20 protein-coding genes are annotated in these 18748 nt (G+C 30.0%); all 20 read right to left on the bottom strand.

The window, feature by feature from the left end; all coding sequences use genetic code 11:
• Positions 1–240 precede the first annotated feature (240 nt).
• Positions 241–744 carry a GNAT family N-acetyltransferase gene (locus DWZ53_RS05320; protein WP_233541845.1) on the bottom strand — a complete coding sequence of 168 codons (504 nt, stop codon included), beginning with the start codon at positions 742–744 and terminating at the stop codon, positions 241–243.
• Positions 737–1603 (bottom strand): peptide chain release factor N(5)-glutamine methyltransferase, encoded by an 867-nt coding sequence (prmC, locus tag DWZ53_RS05315; protein WP_118432661.1) that lies wholly within the window; start codon positions 1601–1603, stop codon positions 737–739. The genes DWZ53_RS05320 and prmC overlap by 8 nt, the downstream gene beginning before the upstream one ends.
• A complete protein-coding gene (gene prfA, locus DWZ53_RS05310; RefSeq protein WP_118432673.1) occupies positions 1603–2679 on the bottom strand; it encodes a peptide chain release factor 1 in 1077 nt (358 codons plus the stop codon). The genes prmC and prfA overlap by 1 nt, the downstream gene beginning before the upstream one ends.
• Before the next feature lie 83 nt (positions 2680–2762).
• On the bottom strand, positions 2763–3539 hold the full coding sequence (locus tag DWZ53_RS05305) for a YoaK family protein (protein ID WP_118432660.1): 777 nt from the start codon (positions 3537–3539) through the stop codon (positions 2763–2765).
• 155 nt (positions 3540–3694) lie between these two features.
• Positions 3695–4288, bottom strand: a complete 594-nt coding sequence (locus DWZ53_RS05300) for a thymidine kinase (RefSeq protein ID WP_118432659.1) — start codon at positions 4286–4288, stop codon at positions 3695–3697.
• Between the two features lie 10 nt (positions 4289–4298).
• Positions 4299–5672: a replicative DNA helicase gene (dnaB, locus tag DWZ53_RS05295; RefSeq protein WP_369831768.1), complete on the bottom strand. Its 1374-nt coding sequence runs from the start codon at positions 5670–5672 to the stop codon at positions 4299–4301.
• An 11-nt stretch (positions 5673–5683) separates the two neighbouring features.
• Positions 5684–6130 (bottom strand): 50S ribosomal protein L9, encoded by a 447-nt coding sequence (gene rplI / locus DWZ53_RS05290; protein WP_118432657.1) that lies wholly within the window; start codon positions 6128–6130, stop codon positions 5684–5686.
• Positions 6131–8092: a DHH family phosphoesterase gene (locus tag DWZ53_RS05285; RefSeq protein ID WP_118432656.1), complete on the bottom strand. Its 1962-nt coding sequence runs from the start codon at positions 8090–8092 to the stop codon at positions 6131–6133.
• A 59-nt stretch (positions 8093–8151) separates the two neighbouring features.
• Positions 8152–8721, bottom strand: a complete 570-nt coding sequence (locus DWZ53_RS05280) for a DUF2232 domain-containing protein (RefSeq protein ID WP_118432655.1) — start codon at positions 8719–8721, stop codon at positions 8152–8154.
• A 108-nt stretch (positions 8722–8829) separates the two neighbouring features.
• Positions 8830–10668 carry an acyltransferase family protein gene (locus DWZ53_RS05275; protein WP_118432654.1) on the bottom strand — a complete coding sequence of 613 codons (1839 nt, stop codon included), beginning with the start codon at positions 10666–10668 and terminating at the stop codon, positions 8830–8832.
• A gap of 107 nt (positions 10669–10775) precedes the next feature.
• Positions 10776–11438 (bottom strand): ABC-2 transporter permease, encoded by a 663-nt coding sequence (locus tag DWZ53_RS05270; protein ID WP_118432653.1) that lies wholly within the window; start codon positions 11436–11438, stop codon positions 10776–10778.
• A 1-nt stretch (position 11439) separates the two neighbouring features.
• A complete protein-coding gene (locus DWZ53_RS05265; RefSeq protein WP_118432652.1) occupies positions 11440–12276 on the bottom strand; it encodes an ABC transporter ATP-binding protein in 837 nt (278 codons plus the stop codon).
• The gene (locus tag DWZ53_RS05260) at positions 12263–12649 is read right to left on the bottom strand and encodes a GntR family transcriptional regulator (protein WP_118432651.1); all 387 of its coding nucleotides are present in this window, start codon (positions 12647–12649) and stop codon (positions 12263–12265) included. Before DWZ53_RS05260 ends, DWZ53_RS05265 begins: the two co-directional genes overlap by 14 nt.
• Before the next feature lie 95 nt (positions 12650–12744).
• Positions 12745–13632, bottom strand: coding sequence for a ParB/RepB/Spo0J family partition protein (locus DWZ53_RS05255; RefSeq protein ID WP_118432650.1), 888 nt, complete (start codon positions 13630–13632; stop codon positions 12745–12747).
• A complete protein-coding gene (locus DWZ53_RS05250) occupies positions 13625–14392 on the bottom strand; it encodes a ParA family protein (RefSeq protein ID WP_118432672.1) in 768 nt (255 codons plus the stop codon). The genes DWZ53_RS05255 and DWZ53_RS05250 overlap by 8 nt, the downstream gene beginning before the upstream one ends.
• Complete coding sequence (locus tag DWZ53_RS05245; protein WP_118432649.1) at positions 14385–15266, bottom strand: phosphatidylserine decarboxylase; 882 nt, start codon at positions 15264–15266, stop codon at positions 14385–14387. Before DWZ53_RS05245 ends, DWZ53_RS05250 begins: the two co-directional genes overlap by 8 nt.
• The gene (locus tag DWZ53_RS05240; protein WP_118432648.1) at positions 15257–15868 is read right to left on the bottom strand and encodes a phosphatidylcholine/phosphatidylserine synthase; all 612 of its coding nucleotides are present in this window, start codon (positions 15866–15868) and stop codon (positions 15257–15259) included. Before DWZ53_RS05240 ends, DWZ53_RS05245 begins: the two co-directional genes overlap by 10 nt.
• Before the next feature lie 119 nt (positions 15869–15987).
• Complete coding sequence (nrdG, locus tag DWZ53_RS05235) at positions 15988–16524, bottom strand: anaerobic ribonucleoside-triphosphate reductase activating protein (RefSeq protein ID WP_118432647.1); 537 nt, start codon at positions 16522–16524, stop codon at positions 15988–15990.
• Position 16525: 1 nt separating this feature from the next.
• Positions 16526–17662 carry an alanyl-tRNA editing protein gene (locus DWZ53_RS05230; RefSeq protein WP_118432646.1) on the bottom strand — a complete coding sequence of 379 codons (1137 nt, stop codon included), beginning with the start codon at positions 17660–17662 and terminating at the stop codon, positions 16526–16528.
• A 147-nt stretch (positions 17663–17809) separates the two neighbouring features.
• A complete protein-coding gene (locus DWZ53_RS05225; RefSeq protein WP_118432645.1) occupies positions 17810–18541 on the bottom strand; it encodes a hypothetical protein in 732 nt (243 codons plus the stop codon).
• Between the last annotated feature and the right edge of the window lie 207 nt (positions 18542–18748).

Genomic DNA, 18748 nt, shown 5'->3' with positions numbered 1-18748 from the left:
CACTGGTTTTTAAAAAAACAGTGAGTTATTTACTACTTTATATCATAAAATCATATTTTTTGTCTCCAACTAAGTTTAATTATTTACTATTATTTCGCAACAACTCCATAATCACTTTACGACTTATATATTAATGAGAATCATACCATCTTTGATAATTCGCTCTCTAACAAAAAACAACAAATACACATGACATGTATCTGTTGCTTTTAATCATTGCTTACCATCCATATAATGACATTATTTTATATTATCATTTAAATCCTTAGCATAAAGTGCATCTTGAAAGAATTTTGATTGACTAATACGTTTAAACCCTAGTTTTTCTAATAAATGAATAGAACGCCTATTATCTTGATAAACACGACATAAACACCTTTTAAACTGATATGTTTCATACATATAATTTAAAATTGCTTTTACTGCTTCACTACCATATCCATAATGCCAATAATGGCTATCTAATGTATAACCTAATGAAAAGGTTGTATAGCCATCAACTTCTATATATAAATCACCAATTAAATAATGATCATATTTGGTATAGATACCTAATTGATAGTTTCCTACTTTATTAGTAAGTGGGTATTTTAAACATTGATTAATTCTTTTTTTTGCTTGATTATAAGAATAGCGATGCCATGATTGATATTTTGCAACTTCTTTTTTATCACGGTATTCACTAAATCTCTTGGCATCATCATAACTTAATGGTTCAATAATTAATCTATCTGTATTAATCATGATCTTTTAAATGATGGTAAATAAATAACATACGGTCTTTACCATTAATATCCTTAATTATTTCAAAAGGAACATCGCCAAAGAATTGATGAATTGCTTCTTCCATTAATTCTCTTTGATCAAATCCCATTTCAAAAGCTAATAATGCACGATCATTAAGTAATGGTTTTACTTCATTAAATATTTTACGATAGAAATATAAACCATCATTTCCTCCAAATAAAGCAACATGAGGTTCATTGTCTTTAACCATTGCTTCTATTTCTTGATCATTAGGAATATAAGGTGGATTAGAAACAAAGATATCTACCTTTTCATTTGTTTTTAATAAAGGTTCTAACATATCTCCACTTCTAAATTCAATATTTGCTCCTAACTTTTTAGCATTATGCTTAGCCACTGTTAAAGCATCATCAGAAATATCAGTAGCAATCACTTTTAAACGAGGTTCTTCCAGAGCCAAAGTAATCGCAATAGCCCCACTTCCAGTTCCCACATCACATAAATGAATATCTTGATAATCACTAAAGTAATCATCTATACGATATAAAATATTTTCTACTAATTCTTCTGTTTCATAACGAGGAATAAGAACATCTTCATTGACATCAAAATCTCTGCCAAAAAATGTTTCATATCCTTTAATATACTGAATTGGTTTTCCATTATAATATTCTTCCATTCCCGCAAGAAATTGTTTTTCCAATTCAGGATCAACTTCTTCATCCATCATTAAATAAAGTTCATGAGGCTCTTTTTTAGCTAAATGATAAAATAATACTTTGGCTACATTGACATCTTTATGTTCATCATCTAAATGACTTTCAGCTTCTTTAATAAGTTGTTTTACTGTTTTCATTATTTTTGTCCTTCTAATTTAAGTCTTTGATCTTCATTAATTAATGCAGTAATAATATCATCTAATTTACCATCCATAATACGATCTAATTGTTGAATAGTAAGACCGATACGATGATCAGTCACTCTGTTTTGAGGATAGTTATAAGTTCTAATCTTTTCAGCACGATCCCCAGTACCTACTTTACTTTTTCTTTCACTATCAATAGCTTCTGTTTGTTGAGATTGATAATAATCATAAACACGGGCAATTAATGTTTTCATTGCTTTATCTTTGTTATCATGTTGACTACGACCATCTTGGCTGGCAGCAACAATACCGGTTGGTAAATGGGTAATACGGACTGCTGAATCAGTTTTATTGATATGTTGTCCTCCGGCACCACTTGCACGATAAGTATCAATTCTTAAATCATTTTTATTAATTTGAACATCAACTTCTTCCATTTCTGGCATAACAAGAACTGTTGCTGTAGAAGTATGGACACGACCTTGAGTTTCCGTCTTTGGCACACGTTGAACACGGTGTGAACCTGATTCGTATTTTAATTTACCATAAACATCATCACCAATAACATTAAATGAAATAAGTGAATATCCACCGGCTTCAGCTTCGTCTGCTTCTAAAACATCAATTTTCCATCCTTGGCTTTCACAGTATTTGACATACATACGGTATAAATCACCAGCAAAGATATTTCCTTCATCTCCACCAGCAGCACCACGAATTTCCATAATTACGTTTTTATTATCATTTGGATCTTTTGGAATTAACTCTACTTCTAATTTAGAAATAATTTCTGGCATTCTTGTTTCTAATTCTTCTAATTCCATTTTTGCCATTTCTTTGATTTCAGGATCATTTTCTTTAGCTAATTCTTTAGCTTCACTGATTCCTTGTTCTACTTTTTTATATTCTTGAAATAAATCATAGGCAGCTTGTAAAGAGGCTTGTTCTTTCGTTACTTCAGTCATTTTTTTAATATCGCTACCAATATCAGGATCCATCAACATGTGTCCTAATTCTTCAAATCTATTTTCCATTGATTTCAATCTATCTAACATACTTTCATTCATAGCTTTTACCTCCATTATATTTTTATACTCATAGCACATTAATAATACATGAAATACATGATTTAAACAAGAAAAAATGGGCATTAATGCCCACTTGGAACTTTATCCAACATTTCTTTTTCTTTGACTAAATCAGCGTATAGTAAATCACCTTGTAAGATGAATAAGAAAACAAGTGCCCCAAAGATAGCCTGATCTTTAAAGTAATGACATAAAATTGTAGAGACTATCGCTCCAGCAATAAAACATAAAATCATACATAGATGTCTCATCGATCTAAATAAATATTTCTTTTCACTTCTTTTTCTTAACCAACGAACAAAAAAACTTCCTGTTTGTCTAATATGATTTGTAACAAAAGTTGTAGCCATTGGAATATGTTCTGCCTGTCTAAAAGTATTAAACTGCATTGCACAAATAAAGTTAATTGTTACTTGGAATACTTGATCAGGTACACTACTTGGTAAAAGTCCTAATATGACAACTGTGATAATTTCAATACCCACTAAAAGCGTATCCCATCTTAATTTACGATATTTCTTTATTTTTAATGCTGTATATTCTGAAAACATTGTTCCTATAAAGTAAGCACTAATAGGAATAATTAAATAAAGTGCCTGAGACCAATCCATTCTTCCTAATGCCATCCCAAATAAAACAATGTTGGCTGTTTGGGCATTACAGAAGATACCCCCTTTTTGAGCAAAAGTATAAGCTCCAAAGAACCCGCCTACAGTAATTAATAATAGGAAACAATGCCACCTTTCACACTCAAGATAACTTTCCTCTTCCTCTTCAAGTTCTTCTTCAACTTCCTCAAGTTCATCCTCTAATTTTTCTACTTCATTTTCCTTTTCCATAAAATCACCGTCATTATTATAGTCTCATTCATATTTTGTTTCAATATGATAAAAGACACAAGTTAAACTTGTGCCTTTTTCATTTATGTTCTTAAGGGAGGTTTACTACTAACTTCACTTGTATCATAATATAGTTTTGTTAATTTATTGTGAACTTATGCTTCTTTTTTAGGTTTATGCGTCACTTCATGACAATGACGACAACGTGGTTCATAGTAATCATTAGCTCCAACTAGAATAACAGGATCATCAAACGAAGCCGGTGCTCCATCAATAATTCTTTGAGTACGTGTTGCTGGCGCTCCACATTTGGCACAGACTGCTGTTAACTTGGTAACGAACTCTGCATGAGTTAACAACTCTGCCATGACCGGAAAAGCTTCACCCCTAAAGTCTGTGTCTAATCCCGATACCATCACTCTAATTCCTTTATCCGCTAAATAATCACAAATATCTACTATTGAACGATCATAGAACTGAGCTTCATCAATAGCAACAACTTCTATATCTTCTTCAATCATTGGTAAAATTTCTTTAGCTTGTTCAACCACATAACAAGGAATTTTCATTCCTGAATGAGAGACGATTTCATGATCTGAATAACGATCATCTATTTTAGGTTTAAAAACAACCATTTTTTGTTTAGCATAACTTAATACATGTAGACGACGAATGAGTTCTTCCGTTTTACCAGCAAACATACATCCACATATCACTTCTAACCATCCTTTTTGATATTGATGATACATTGTTTCACCTCTAGCTTCTAATATCTTTAATACCCGGACCACTCTCTGGTGCGTTAATATCTGTTAAATTTGAAAAACGACTAAAGTTCTTTTGGAAAGATAAATTAACTTCACCGGTTGCCCCATTTCTATGTTTAGCAATAATAATCTCCGTTAAACCATTATCTTCTTGTCCTTGTTCTGCAGGATCTTTGTAATATCCCTCACGATAAATGAAAGAAACAATATCTGCATCCTGTTCGATAGCTCCAGATTCACGTAAATCCGACATCATTGGACGTTTATTAGGACGTTGTTCTACTGAACGTGATAACTGAGAAAGTGAAATGACAGGTACTTCTAATTCTCTGGCTAACATTTTAAGTTGACGAGAAATATCAGATACTTCTTGTTGTCTTGATTCTCTATTTTGTGAAGATCCGGTAATTAATTGTAGATAATCAATAACAATTAATTTTAATCCATGTTCCTGTTTTAACTTCCTACTCTTAGCAATAATTTCATTAATCTTAATACCTGGTGTATCATCAATGTATAAATTACACTTGCTGACATGTTCTGCTGCTGCATAGTATTTATTAGCATCTGTCTTTAAAATTTCACCGGTACGCATTTTTGAACCTTCAATACTTCCCATTGAACAAATAATTCTTTGTACTAACTGTTCAGCAGGCATTTCTAACGAGAAAATGGCCACTGGTTCTTCTGATTTATAGGCTACATTATGGGCAATATTAAGCGCAAATGCTGTTTTTCCCATCGCAGGTCGAGCTGCTAAGATAATTAAATCACCCTTTTGAAATCCTGATGTAATTCTATCTAAATCGACAAAGTTTGTTTTAACACCAGAAATATGTCCATCATGTTGTTGAAGTAAATTTAAACGATCGGTTACATTTTTAATAACTCTTTTGATATCAACAAATTCTCCGGCACTACGATCTCTTGTAATAGATAAAACTGTTTTTTCACTTTCATCAATAAAATCATCAATATTCGTTATATCGCCATAAGCTTCTTCAGCTATTTTAGTTGTTTCTCGAATGATTTTTCTTAATATAGCCTTATCATGTAATATTTTTAAATAAAAATCACTATGTTCTACCGTTGGTACCGAATCAACTAATTGGAGTAAATATTCGACTCCTCCCATTTTATCTAATTGATTATGATCTAATAAATAAGAAGTGATGGTTGTCACATCGATGGGTACATTTTGAGTATTTAATTCACTCATAGCATGAAAGATTAAACGATGTCCTTCTTCGTAAAAATCAGATTCAATCGCTTTATTTAAAATATCAATACATTTCTCTTTTGAAATAATCATTGAACCTAATAATGATCTTTCTGCTTCAATGTCATGAGGAAATTCTCTAGGCATCAAACCACCTCCTATTTTTCTTGTAAGTGAATTTTAATTGTAGCGACAACTCCTTTATATAATTCTACTTTCATATTTGTATAACCAAGCGCCCCTACTGGTCTAGCATCAATAAATTTTCTTTTATCAACACGAATACCATATTTTTCTCTTAATTCTTCAACAATGTGTTTAGTAGAAATACTACCAAATGTTTTTCCATCTTTTCCTGATTTTAAATAAAATTCTAAAGTTAATTTTTCAATTTCTTCTTTTAATTCTTCTGCTTTGGCTTTATCAGCTAAATCTTGTAATCTTTTTTCTTCTCTTTGCGCTTCAGCAATCTTTTTAGAACCTGCTGTTTCCATAACAGCTAAACCATTTTTAATTAAATAGTTTTGTCCATAACCATCAGATACTTTAACAGTTTCTCCTTTTTTTCCTACTTTTCTTACATCTTCTAATAAAATAACTTTCATTTAATCCAACTTCCTTTCATCTAAATACTGATTAATTGCTTCTTCTAAACTATTTAAAACATTCTTTAAATTATCTTCCTTGATTTGACAAGCAGCCATTGAAAAATGACCTCCACCACCAAGTTGTTCCATAATTATTTGAACATTTATTTCTTTTCTACTTCTAGCCGAAATGGCAATAGTTTCTTTACTTACTCTACCAACAATAAACACTGCTTTAATTCCTGCAATATTCATCAATTCATTACCTGCTTTAGCAAGTAATGTTCGACTATAAAATTCATCTTCTTTACCATAAGCAATAAGAATATCATTACCAAATTGATAACAGTTTTCACTAATAGAGAGCTTTTCAATCGTTGTTTTATAGTCATCTTGTAAAAATTCATAAGCTCTTGCTACATTGGCTTGCATATCTCTTAATGAGGCTGCTGCTAAAAATGTTCTTGACCCAACACGAGTTCTGAAATAATTCGTATCAATTAACATACCAGCGTACATAATCGTTGCTTCTCTTTCAGTTACCGTAATATCTTCTCTTAAATAATTGAATAATTCAACAATTAACTCCACTGCTGAAGAAGCCGCCGGTTCCAAATATGTCAATAATGGTAAATCAATAAACTCTTCACCTCGACGATGATGATCAATAACGACTTTATTTTCTACCATATCTAGTAAAGCTTCCGATATAGCTAGACTTGGTTTATGATTATCAACACTGATAAGTAATGTTCCCGGTTGAACATACTCATTTACTCTTGCTGGTGAAACAAACACATCATTATAACGCTTATCACTTTTTAATTCAGTCGCAATCTGTTTAGTTTTTTCTTCAATAGAATCTAAGTCAATCACAATTTGAGCTTTCTTTTCATAAGCTCTTGATATAGCAAGCATCGCTATACTGGCTCCAAATGAATCAAAGTCTGATTGTTTATGTCCCATAATCATAACATTATCTGCTTGTTTAATTAAAGCTGATAATGATTGTGCAATGACACGCGCACGAATACGATTAATCTTTTCATTACTTTCGCTATTACCTCCAAAGTAACGAATATCTTCATTGTTAGATTTAACAATAACTTGATCACCACCACGAGAGTAAGCCATGGAAATGGCACTGATTGCCATTTCTTCTAATTCACGAAGTACAGTTGATCCTCGACCAATTCCAATAGATAAAGCCATGACTTCACCTAATTCTTCTATTTTGTTTTTAAAATCATCTAATATTCTAAAATGATCTTCAATTTGTTTACGATAGATTCTTTCATTAAAGATAGCAATATAACCATCGCTTTTATACCTTTTTAAAATAATTCCATTAGCGACAGCCCAATCTAAAATAATTTGTCTTGTCGTTGATTGGATAGAGGCTGCTTTTTGTTCATCAGCATATTCAATAGATTCATCATAATTATCTATTGTTAAGTAAGCAACACATAATTGTTGATCTTCATATTCTTTAGCTACTGTTTCATAATCAGTCACATCTTTTAAGAATATCAGTCTTGATGTTTTACTGTTATAAGCCTCATATTTACGCGATTCAATGTCAATCACCTTTACATCATCATCATCAAATAAAGAAGCTAATAAAGGTTGCCATTCTAATAATTTATGTCCTATTTGACGAATACCTAATTCATGTAAAAGATCACTCATCCATACAATATTACGATTTTCATCATATTTAACTAAACCAACCCCACCAAATATAAGGGCATTTTTTGTTTCTTTATTTAAAGCTTCTTGGACACTATAATTTGCATCATTAATAACAGAAGAAGCGTATAAAATGACAAGAATACAAATCGTGTTCTTGATAAATACATAAACAGCCAAGAAAAAAGAAACTTCTGATTTAAAAAACAGATAACCTAATAATGAAAAAATAAATTCCAGTAATAATAGTGATATGAGTATCTTTCGTAACTGGATTAATTTTTTTACCATTAATAACTCCTCCTCTATTATTCATTATTATACATGATATCTTCGTATAATTCATTGTTTCAACTCTTTATTTTTGCAATTCTCACCATAAAAAAGTCAGAATACCACCTTATAATATAGCTTTCACTCCATATTAATGCCATCCCTAATAATACAAAGGCAACATGTGGTGAAATCACATTTTTAACAAAAGGAATAAAATGTAAAATATCTTGATAGATTTCTATACAATCTTGATAAGCATTTAAGCCCAGTAATCCCCCAAGCAAGATAAACACAATTCCATTTTTAATGGCAGATAATAAACGTAGACCCCAGTCAATATAACGATCACTCTTATGCTTTATTAAACCATAACCATAAAATATACCCAATAATAAAGTTAAAGTAGAATAAAATGTAAAATATAAATCTCCTACTAAAAATAAAATGACACCCGTACACAATGTCACTAACAATGCGTAACGATAATCGTATTTCACTGTATACCAAACAATAAAGACTACCATGACATACGAAAAAATAATATCAAACATCGTTCCTGTATAAACATTAATAACGCCCAACGCACCAAACAAGGACGCTACCATCGCTCCTTTGACCATCATATCTGTTTTTTTTCTATTCATATCATCACCTAGTTTTCATCATACAACTTTCATTTATTTTTGTATAGTTAATTTATATTTCCCTTTTTTGGATATTAAAAATGAAAGGCTATTGCCTTTCATAAATCGTTATTTTTGTTTTTCTTTAACCTGTTGCGTTTTTTTATTTTGCTTATCACTTTTTTGTTGTTTTTTATAAACTTCTAATACACTTTGTTTAACACAGTTAGCATATTCATTTGCTCCATCTGGTTTAATATGTGTTTCATCACTATATAACCATTCATTATGTCCTGTACAGTAACTATCCCAATCAACCAAATGAATATTTTTATATTTTTTACATATTGCTTTTATTTTTTGATTATTAGCGTCAATCCAATCAACATAAGGATCATGTAAAGTTAAAATAAATAAATGTTGATTGCTTTTAATTAGTTTTTGTAATTGATCTAGTTCATCGCTAATAGGTCCATTCGTTCCTAAAGCAAAAATAATAGCATCTCCTTGCCAATGATTCTGATTAATTTCATTTTGTATCATCTCTACCCCTTGTTGACATTGACGAGATTCCTTGCAATCAAAACGACCATTAGGAAATACATTCTGTAAAGCAGATTGAGCTCCCAAAGATACTGAATCTCCTACCATAAAGATATTTAATCTATTTAATATCTCTTCATCTGTTTCTTGATTTGTTACTTCTGTTTTTGGTTGAACAACTTTTTTCTTTTTTTCTTTGACTTTTGCTTCTATACTCATACGTTCTGACATACTTTCTTTAGGTACAAAACGTACTGAAACAATACTCACAACAAATAGAGAAACAACAAGGCATGCGATTGAAAATTGTTTTTTTGTCTTATTCGATGCAAATACAGTATGTTCTTTCATTGCTTGTAATACCTTTGAAAATAAATGGTAACGAATTGGTGTTTCAATAATGTAATAAGAAAAACTAGCCATTACAAAAGTAAGAACAACTTCTAAAATCATCATTCCTACAGATGCTTTTTTACCACCTGTTAATAAAATAATAAGTGGATAATGCCATAAATAGATACTATATGATAGTTTTCCAATCCATTCTAATATTGGTAATGAAAAAATATAAGTAAGCCATCCTTTTTGTTTTAATATTCCCGCAATAACAAAGGCTGTTAAAACAGAAGCAAGTAAATACCCACCTTTATATAGGAAAGCTTCATAACCTGCTACTTGGGCTACCATAATAAAGATACCTAACAATGAAGCAATACTGATGATTGTACTAAATTGGTAACTCAATCTAAGACGTGGATAATAAAAGTGGATCATCGCAAGCATTGCCCCTACCAATAGTGAGAATGCTCTCGTATCTAGCCCATAATAAATACGAGTTGGATCCCCTGTTGGATCAAATAAAATAAACATCAATAACGATGATACAATAATCAACAGTAATGTTACCAGCATTAAGTGTTTTTTCTTTTTGGCATCCGGTTCATTTAATTTACTAAATAAAACAATTACCAATGGGAAAATTAAATAAAATTGTGTTTCTATCGCCAAAGACCAACAATGAAGTAATGGTGAGGCTGCTCCTCCTTGATCAAAATACGACATATTATTAAATATTTGATACCAGTTATTAAAACCAAAAATAACCGAAACAAAATCTTTACTTGCTTTTGTAAAAAGTGGGCGATTAAATATCGCTGTAACAATAATCACAACTGATACCATAAACAACATTGCCGGCCAAATTCGTCTTATACGCTTGACCCAAAATCTTTTTAAATCTATTTTATTATTTTCATGTAATTCCTGTAGTAATAGACGAGTAATCAAGAAGCCAGAAATGACAAAAAAGACAGTAACCCCTAAAACACCACCCTTAAAAAAAGGTAGTTTTAAATGATATCCTATAACCATAATTACTGCAAGGGCCCTAAGTCCATCTAATCCTTTAATATATTTCTTTTCCATAATTTTACCTCATCCTCAAATAACATCTATATTATAACAAAATTAACAAAATAATCACATGATAATACTTATAAAAAATACCTTAGGTTTTCACCCAAGGTATCTGCTTAATATTCTTTTTTATTAAATATCTTGATACTGATTTGATAAGAAATAAAGTTTAAAATAGCTGTTATCACAACAATTCCTAAAGTAATAAACGGAATTGAACTGCTTGCTATCGTATCAATCCATGCCTTTAAATCTATTCCCAATAAATTAAAGATGAAATAGATGATAAATCCCATAACAAAGATTCCGCCAAAAATAACCATCATTGCTAGTTGTCCTTTTTGTGATCCAAAATAGATAGCAACAGGTGTAGCTAATGCAATAATAAAATAAGCAAACATCAATGACATAATACAACCACAAAATAAATCACTATTTAAAAATTGGAAAGAATGTAAACTTCTATAATATGATAAACATGAAATGATAAAGGCAATAGCTAAAAACAATAATCCTAGAATTAAACCTAAACAATACTTTTGTTTAATATATTCCTTTTTACTAATAGGTAAAGAGAGTAATGAGGTAAAACCATGATTATAATCATCATAATTGATAGTGCTCATTAACATAATGCTAGGAAATACACTAAAATATCCATATACAAAAGTATGATAATCGTATATAAATGAAAAACCTAAACCAAATATAATTAAGAAAAGAAATAAAAATTTACTTTGTTTAATATAAGAATAATCTTTAATAAATAACCCTTTCATTTTAATGTCCCCCTAACATCATTGAAAATAGAATATCTAATGTATTTTTTTCAATAACGATATCCGGATAATTCTCTTTGTAGAACTGTTTATGATTGCTAAGACAAGCATATCCGTAATTTTCTTCTTTTGTTTTCAAAATATATTCTAAATCTAAATCTTGATATTGTTCTTTAGTGACTTTTAATAATCCATATTCATCTAATAAACAATCATTTGTTTCATGTAAAATAATATGTCCTTGATCGATCATATAAATATCATCACATAAGCTTTCCAAGTCAGAAGAAATATGTGAGCTTATAAGGACACATCTCTCTTCATCTTCTTCCATAAACGTCCTGATTAAATCTAAAATTTCTTCTCTAGCGACAACATCTGACCCTGCAGTAGGTTCATCTAACAATAATAATTTAGCTTCGTGACTTAAAGCAATTAAGATATTTAATTTAGCTTTCATCCCCGTTGAAAATTCATTGATTTTTTTATCAAAAGGCAAATGATATGCTTTGCATTGTTCAATAAAGTGATCTAAATGGAAATGATCATAAACTGCATTAAGCATTTGAATTAATTCCCTTAACTTTAAATATTCACATATACATGTATTTGATAAAACAAAACCTACTTGATTCTTGTCTAATTCTTGATGATCTTTTCCAAATATCAATATTTTTCCTTTTTCTACATGAATCAAATCCATGATAGCTTTAAATAAAGTAGTTTTCCCTGCTCCATTTTGTCCTAATAAGCCAGTAATCGTGCCTGGTTGTATCGTTAATGAACAATCTAATGTAAAATCCTTATATGTCTTTTTTATACCATCAATTTCTATCATATTTTTCCTCCATCAATAAATCAAAGATATCATGAAGTTCATCATCTCCAACACCTGCATGATGTGCTTTTTCAATTGCTTTTTCTAATAAATTTTCAATTTCTTTCTTCACTTCTTCTAAGATTATTTCTTTGTTTGCATCCAAAACAAACGTTCCTTTGCCATGAATCGTTTTTGTTAGTCCTTCTTCTTCTAAAAAATCGTATGCTTTTTTAACTGTTAAAGCACTAATCTTTAGTTCTTTTGAAAGTGCTCTAACTGAAGGTAAAGCATCATTTGCCTTTAATTCATTTTGACTAATTAGTTTTTTTATTTGATCTACTATTTGTTCGTAGATTGGAACCATAGATGAGTTATTGATAATAATGCGCATAGTTTTTCTCCTCCATCCACAAACAGTATATAACAGTATATAACAGTTTGTCAATTACCTTTTTAAATATAAAAAAAACCAGATTTAATCTGGCTTTAACTTTCTTCAATAACACCCATTAATTCTAATAAACGATTTAAATCATCAGTGTCTGTATATTTAATTGTAATGGATTTATCATCTACTTTAATGCGTGTACGATATTTCTTACGTAATAATCCTTCTACATATTCATATTCTTTAGGTTTTTCTACCTTAGTTTTTTCTTTACGTGCTTTTTGTAATTCTATTCCTTTAACAATGTTTTCTACTTCTCTTACTGTAAGTTTTTCATCAATTGCTCTTTTAGCGATGCTTAAAGCTTTATCTTTATCTAAAGTAATCAGCGCACGAGCATGACCCATTGTTAGCATTCCCTGTAAAACATATTCTTGAATCTTTTCAGGTAGATTTAATAAACGTAAAGTATTTGTGATATATGTTCTTGATTTACCAATACGTTTTGCTAATTCTGCTTGCGTTATTTCAAAGCGATCCATCATTGTTTGATAAGCTTGGGCTTCTTCAATAGCATTTAAATCTTCTCTTTGAATATTTTCTAGCAAGGCAATTTCCATCATTTGATCATCTGTAAAATCTACAATGATGGCAGGAACTTCTTCTAATCCAGCAATTTTAGCTGCACGACAACGTCTTTCACCAGCTACAATTTCATAGCCATGAATTGATTTTTTTAAGATAACTGGTTGAAAAATACCATGTTCTTTAATAGAAACAGCTAATTCATTTAATGCTTCTTCATTAAATAGTTTACGTGGTTGATATGGATTAGGTCTAATTTGTTCTAAAGATATCTTTTCTTGACTTGATTCTGGAGCGTTTTTTTCAATATCATCAATAATACTGGTAATATCGCCACCAAAAATAGCATCTAATCCTTTATTTAATTTTTTATTCTTAACCGTTTTCTTTGTATTAGACATTTCTACTAATCACTTCCTTTGCTAGGGCACGATAAGCTTTAGCTCCCTCAGAATTATTATCATAATCAAAGATTGATACACCTGAACTTGGTGCTTCTGATAATTTAACATTACGAGGAATCACTGTTTTATAAACTTTTTCTTTAAAGTATTTACGTACTTCTTGAGAAACTTCTAATCCTAAATTTGTTCTTTGATCAAGCATAGTAAGTAATACGCCCTCAATTGTTAATTTACGATTAAATGTTCCTTGTGTTAATAAAATTGTATTTAATAATTGTGTTAATCCTTCCAAAGCATAATATTCGCATTGAACTGGAATTAGCACTGAATCACATGCTGTTAAAGCATTCGTATTTAATAATCCTAAAGCTGGTGGACAATCAATAATGACAAAATCATAACTATCCTTAATGTTATCCAAAGCTTTCTTTAATCTTTTTTCTCTACCACGTTTTACATTAGCCAATTCTAAATCAGCACCTGCTAAATCAATATCAGCCGGAGCAACATCTAGCCCTTTAATATATGAAGGAATAATCACTTCGCTTAAATCTCTTTCTTCAGTTAAAACATGATATGTTGATAATTCAATATGATCACGATCAATACCAATACCTTGTGAAGCATTAGCTTGAGGATCCATATCGATTAATAATACTTTTAATTTTTTCTTTGCTAGGGCAGCAGCTAAGTTAACACTTGTTGTTGTTTTTCCTACGCCACCTTTTTGATTTGTTATTGCGATTACTCTAGACATTTTCATGCACTCCCATCTTATGTCCTATACTCTCTCCTAAACGCACTTTTGTTTCAATCATGTCTTTTGAACGATCAATGATGTCTTGATCAATCATAACTTGATTTTCTTTAAATATTAAAACAACAGTTGAACCACCGAATTTGAAATATCCTTTTTCATGACCTTTGGTTGCTAAGTGATGATGATAATTAACAATCTTTCCTACCATCATTGCTCCTACTTCCATTTGAATCATTTCACCAAAATTCTTTGATTCAATAATGCTATATTCTCTACTATTTGTTTTATAAATTGGATAATAATCATTAGCGATTGGATTGACAGTATGAAATACGCCTTTAATATGCTTTCTTGCTTTAATAACTCCATCATCAACATAACTATATCGATGATAATCATCTACTGCTAAACGAAAAACAAGACATATCCCATTTTCATATTCTTTAGCTAATTTTTCATCCTGTAATAAATCACTTAAAGAATAAGGTGTATCTTTAATTGTAAAACAACTATCTTTTCTTATTTGATAATAAGATACTTTACTATCGGCTGGCGCCATTAATATTTCATCATCTTGTTCAAAGGGTCTTTGTCCAGGTTTAATTCTTCTTGTAAAGAAATCATTATAACTTTTATATTTCTTATCAACATATTGACTCATATCAATGTGATTATTTTTAATAAACGAATCAATATGGACAGTTGATATACAACTTGACATATATAAACCAGCCAAATCACTTACTGGCTTACAAATCAAGAACTTTAAGGCACATCTTCCAAGCGATGTGCCATATAATATCTTTAATAAGTTATCTTGTTTCTTTCCTTGTTGAACTAAATTCCCTTGACGATCTTTAACTAAAACCATACGATTTGGATTAATTCTACAACTACAAGTACGCCTAATGCAGCAATACCTTTAGCTTGAACTTTTGGTACTTTAAAATCAATAATGAATAATAAACCAGTAATTAACATTAAAGTCCCATATAAATAATCAAGGCCAAAAATCACATAACGAAATGCGAATGCTAATGGCAAAATGAAAGATGATGATGTAACAGGTAATCCCTGATAGTATTTTCTTTTCTCTGTTGTTTGTTGTTGTCTTGTTTCTTCAGTAACATTAAAATAGGCTAAACGGATGACAGCAGCTAATACATAAAATATTTCAATAGCTAACCATCCCACTGAAGATAATCCTACATTATATCCTAATATTGCTGGAAATACCCCAAAGGCAACTAAATCACATAATGAATCAATTTGAATACCAAATTTTTTTTCTTCTTCTGTACGATTCTTTTTACTACGTGCTACCATTCCATCAAAAGTATCACAGATACCACACATAATTAAACAAATAAAAGCCCATTGGTAATATCCGTTAAATGATAAATGGATTCCAGCCATGGCAAAAACCAATGACAAATATGTAAGGATTACAGTATAACTATAAAAACCAATCATATTTTTTCTCCCTTTTTTATATAACGCACACATTATATCATAAATATATTAAATTATATAGATTATTTCACTATTTTACTTTTTCTCCTCATTCTATAAAACAAGGAAATAATCATCGATTATTTCCTGTAAAAATCTTTTCCTTGATATAAAATCACTTCTTTTTGTTTCAATGTTTCTTTTAAATCAATTAATCTTTGATTAGAAGATCCTCTAAATCTTAATGAAATATCTTTTAAATCTTGTACAAATGGTCCATCAACCAAAACATCAACATAACTTAAGATTTCATCTGTAATCTCTCTATGAGCTCTACCGCCAGGTAATAAATCATCTAAAATATAACCACTATATACCCAAATATCCTTGTCTGGTAGTTCATTTTTTACTCTTTGTAATAATGGTAAAATTCCTTCTTGGTTATCTAAATCCATAGGTTCTCCGCCAAGTAAAGTCAATCCTTCAACATGACTTGGTTTTAAAGCATCCATAATTTCTTGAATCGTATCTTCATTAAATACTTGTCCATAATGAAAATCCCATGCTTCTTCATTAAAACATCCTAAACAATGATGCCGACATCCAGAGACAAATAAAGAAACCCTGACTCCTGTACCATTTGCAATATCACATTTTTTTATTGTTGCATAGTTCATCCTATTTCCCTCTTTCACTTTGTTCAATACATTCTTTAATAAGTTTTTCTTGACCAATAATTTGCCCTTGAACAATATCTTTCCCGCCACCTTTTACTTCAAAAGAGACTTTTAATAGTTGTAAAGTCGTATGAGCCATCTCACCTAACATCATAAAACGATATTGATCTTGACTTCCTACAAATACAGCAGCTAATTTATCGCTATATATACTTAATTGATTTAAATAATATTGTTGTAATGAATGGTCTAGTTCATCAATAAAAACAATATGAGTAGTTTTATGATAAAGTAATTGAATTTGATTATCAATCATTTGCTTTTTTAATGATGATATTTCTTGTTTTAATTGGTTATTTTCTTGAATAATACGTTCAATTCCTGTTGTTAATTGTAAAGGTGGTAATGAAAGTTGCTTAGAAATGTACATAGCCTGATCATGTTTAAGAAGATAATCTTGGTATGCACGATGACCACAAACAAAATAAATTCTTATACCTTTTTTATTTTTGATTACTTTAAGTATTTTAATGATACCAATTTCACTTGTTGAATGAACATGGGGCGCACAACAGGCACAACAATCAATTCCTTCGATTTCAACAAGACGAATCGCTTCATTAATTTCTTTTTTACTACGATAATCATAATCACCAGGACAATCAGGATAAAAGCAATGAATAGTATGATTTTCCAAAATAACTTGATTTGCCATTTGTTCAACAGTAGCTAATTGTTCATGACTAAGATAACCATTATAATCTGTTGTAATTTCATGGTCACTTAAATGAAAACCATTATTATCATAACCAAATAATGATTTTACTATCCCAGATATGATATGTTCACCACTATGATTTTGCATATTTGAATAACGATAAGCAAAATCTATCTTACCCTTTACTTTTCCAGTTAGTGGTTTTTCAACGTAGTGATGTATTTCTTGATCGATAATTTGAACATCTTTTACTTCTATATCATTTAATGTTCCTCGATCACATGTTTGTCCTCCTTCTTCAGGAAAAAACAAAGTTTGATCCAGTAATACATCGTATCCCTTTTGACATGGATTACAACTGACTACTTCAGCTGTAAATTCACTTTGATAAGCATTTTCATCATATAATTTCTTTGTCATTTTATCCCATCCATTCTATATAAAAAAAGAGATAAAATCTCTTTTTTATATTCCATTTTCATTAAAGACAAATTATCTATTTTTTAAATAAATTCTTCACCATTACATTTTAATGACAAACATATTAAAATTCAAGTATCTCTCATTTTATTGCATATCTTTTACTTCTATAGGTGTATATTGGATATTAAGTTTATTAAACAACGCTTGGACTTTATCAACTGTATACGTTGAACATCGACCATCCATTTGATAAACTACTGTTCCTACTTTAATGTAAAAAAGGACCAAATCCAATTCACCGCTTCTTGCGATTGTAATTTTTCCATTAGAAAATGAATATTCTTTTCTAAAATCATTAACACCAGTATCTCCATGTTTTAATTGATTATATTTTTCATTTGCATAATCGTCATTTATCATGTAATAAACAGTGTAATCAAATCCATAAGCACTGTCATATTCGCTACTTGCTGTAATCATTGATTTTAAAACGCCTTTTTTCCCTTCTTTACCATTATCTTCAAGAATTTGGAAACCATAAGGAAATTTTCCATTTGGTCCAAATTCTGCTTGTAGTTCCCTGTAATAAGAACTATTTTCATCTAATTCAGCATCTTCAGGGTTTAAAGTAGTCCATAAATCATTAGCAACTGTAGCTGATTCTTCATATTGTTTAATAGCCTCTTTTTCAACAGTTTTACTTTTAAATGGATTCCATCCTCCTCTAATAAGGATAATTGCCAAACAAGCAATAACAACTATTCCAAGAATCATCAAAACGGTTTTCTTATTACTATGTTTCTTCTCTTTTTTCGATGTCTCGTTAGCAGTTTCATCTACTACTTCATCTTTAATATTTTTATTTTTAATACTCACAATTCTATTCCTCATCTTTCAAAATTATTTTTTTAAATATCGAACATAAAACCCCGTTCTTTGAGCGGGGTATTTATATACACATTTTACCATAATTTATGTAAATAAAATAGATAGTTTCCCTATCTCTACTTTCATAAGTCTTAAATTAAAATATAATTTTTATTATTTTTCTTTTTTGTATTTGGAAATTAAATTTTGTTTTAC

The organism is Coprobacillus sp. AF33-1AC, assembly GCF_003475785.1.
Taxonomy (GTDB): domain Bacteria; phylum Bacillota_I; class Bacilli_A; order Erysipelotrichales; family Coprobacillaceae; genus Faecalibacillus.
Note: the sequence above shows the minus strand (reverse complement) of the source record. Positions and strands in the feature narration are given on the sequence as shown.